This window comes from Parapedobacter sp. GCM10030251, from assembly GCF_042666505.1.
GTDB lineage: Bacteria > Bacteroidota > Bacteroidia > Sphingobacteriales > Sphingobacteriaceae > Parapedobacter.
The window spans coordinates 1-2297 of the sequence record NZ_JBHTDN010000034.1 but is presented as its reverse complement, the minus strand read 5'-3'; the positions used below and the strand labels follow the sequence as shown (position 1 = coordinate 2297).

At 52.5% G+C, this 2297-nt stretch carries 3 protein-coding genes; all 3 read left to right on the top strand.

Translation table 11 applies throughout. The annotated features are described in order from the left end of the window. Positions 1–73: 73 nt before the first annotated feature. The 3 genes from ACFQRK_RS23880 to ACFQRK_RS23870 are packed head-to-tail and all read left to right on the top strand — an operon-like array spanning position 74 to position 2280. On the top strand, positions 74–361 hold the full coding sequence (locus ACFQRK_RS23880; RefSeq protein WP_379010940.1) for an IS66 family insertion sequence element accessory protein TnpB: 288 nt from the start codon (positions 74–76) through the stop codon (positions 359–361). Next, entirely contained in the window at positions 361–714 is a 354-nt protein-coding gene (gene tnpB, locus ACFQRK_RS23875) for an IS66 family insertion sequence element accessory protein TnpB (protein ID WP_379010939.1), read from the top strand. The genes ACFQRK_RS23880 and tnpB overlap by 1 nt, the downstream gene beginning before the upstream one ends. A 60-nt stretch (positions 715–774) precedes the next feature. Further along, entirely contained in the window at positions 775–2280 is a 1506-nt protein-coding gene (locus ACFQRK_RS23870) for an IS66 family transposase (RefSeq protein WP_379010938.1), read from the top strand. Positions 2281–2297: the final 17 nt, after the last annotated feature.

Below are 2297 nucleotides of genomic sequence, written 5' to 3'. Positions count from 1 at the left end.
GTATCCGCCCGACCAACTGCATATTTTCTGATTAATTGATCGTCTTTAGCTTTACGCCCAAAATAATATATTTATGAAAGAGCGTAGAGATTACATGTTTACCCTTGTTGGCCAGTGGCGTGAGAGTGGTTTGACCCGGCAGGAGTTCTGCCTGCAGCATGGCATCACCCTGGGCAAGTTCAGTTATTGGATCAGCCGCTGGAAAGAAGATCAATCCGCCGGGGATAGCGGTTTTATTCCGATGGTTTCACCCAGGGCGGCAGGTCATCCTGTCCTGTCGGTTATCTATCCCAACGGTGTGCGGTTGGAAGTGCCTTCGGCGGACCTTGGACTATTGTCCAGGCTGATTGCCCTTGCCTGATGTTTTCGCTGGGTTCCTCGCACCGTTATTATCTGTACGGCGGCCATTGCGATATGAGGAAAAGTTTTGACGGGCTTTGCGGGCTGGTGTCCTCGGGTTTGTGCCGTGGGTCCACAGGCGGTGATGTGTTCGTTTTCCTGAACCGGCGCCGAACGCACATGAAGCTTTTGCACTGGGAGCATGGCGGGTTCGTGCTGTATTACAAAAGGCTGGAGGGCGGCACCTTCCCGCTGCCCAAAACCAGATCGCCGGGCGGGGAGATCGACTGGAGCGAGCTGGTGCTGATGGTGGAGGGGATCGTTGTGGAGAAGAGCCGCAGGCGGCACCGGTTCTCACTAAAAAAAGTGGTTTAAAACAATCAAAAACATCGTTTTTTGCTTGCCAAGCCCGCTGGTTATTTGTATTTTTATGCCATGCAAACGGCACTGGAAAACCTGTCAAAAAAAGACCTTTTAGCGATGGTTTCCGACCGTGACCGGGCCCTGGCCGAGCGCGATGAAAAGATAGATTACCTGGAATCGCAGCTGGCCATGTACAGGCGGATGCAGTTCGGCCAGAGCCGCGAACGCTTTGAAGGTGACCCTAACCAGACATCCCTGCCATTCGATGCGGAACCCGCCGCGGCAGAGCAGCAGGGAGAGGAAATAAAAGAAAAGATTGAATACGTCCGCAAACGCCCCAACCACAAAGGGCGCGCGAAACTTCCTGAGCACTTACCGGTAGAAGAAATCGAGATCCACCCGGAGGGTGACCTCTCGGATATGGTCTGTATCGGGAAAGAGGTGACCGAGGAACTGGAATGCGAGCCGGCAAAGTTCTATATCAAACGGTATATCCGCTATAAATATGCTGCTAAAAGCTGTGATGGGGTGAAAATCGGCGAGCTTCCCGAGCGGGTGATCGACAAGGGCATCCCCGGGGCCGGCCTTCTGGCCATGATCCTGACCGATAAATACGTGGACCACCTGCCGCTCTACCGCCAGAAACAGCGCTTCGCAAGGGAAAACATCCGGATACCTTCCTCCACGATCGAGGGCTGGACAAAAGAGGCGCTCATCAAACTCCACCCGCTTTATGAGCAACTCGTCTTCGACACCAAAGCCAAAGGCTATCTTCAGGTGGACGAGACCCCGATAAAAGTACTGGACAGCGATAAAAAAGGGGCTGCCCACCAGGGATACTATTGGGTATACCATGCCCCGTTGGACGGGACGGTATTGTTTGACTATAGCCCTACCCGGGGCAGCAGCGCACCGTTGCCCATACTGGGCAGCTTCCGGGGGTACCTGCAGACGGACGGGTATGCCGTTTACGAAAAGTATGCACGGAGCAAAAACGTAACCCATCTGGCCTGCTGGGCGCATGCAAGAAGAGAGTTCGAGCGCGCCTTGGATAATGACCGGTCCAGGGCAGAAAAAGCCCTGCTCATGGTCCAGCAATTATATGCGGTAGAAAGACAGGCTAAACAAGAGAAGCTTACACCGGAACAGACAAAAACACTGCGCCTGGAAAAATCGCTGCCGGTGATCAACGAGCTGGGGAAGTGGATCTTTGAAGAGATAAAGAATACGTTACCTAAAACCCAGATCGGCAAAGCGATGGCTTATGCTTACGTCAGATGGGATGGGCTGTCGGCTTACTTGTACGATGGCAACCTGCAAATAGATAATAATCTATGCGAAAATGCGCTTCGCCCATGCTGTTTAGGTCGGAAGAACTACCTCTTCGCCGGAAGCCATGAAGCCGCCCAGCGGGCCGCCATGATCTATTCCTTCTTCGCCATCTGCAAAAAACACGAAGTGAATCCCTTCCAGTGGCTGAAATACACGCTGGAAAACATCACGACCATAAACCACAAGAACCTGAAAGACTTGTATCCGCAGAATTATAAAAGAAAACTGCAGGAATCAAATATGTAGTTCATAGGGCGGATACG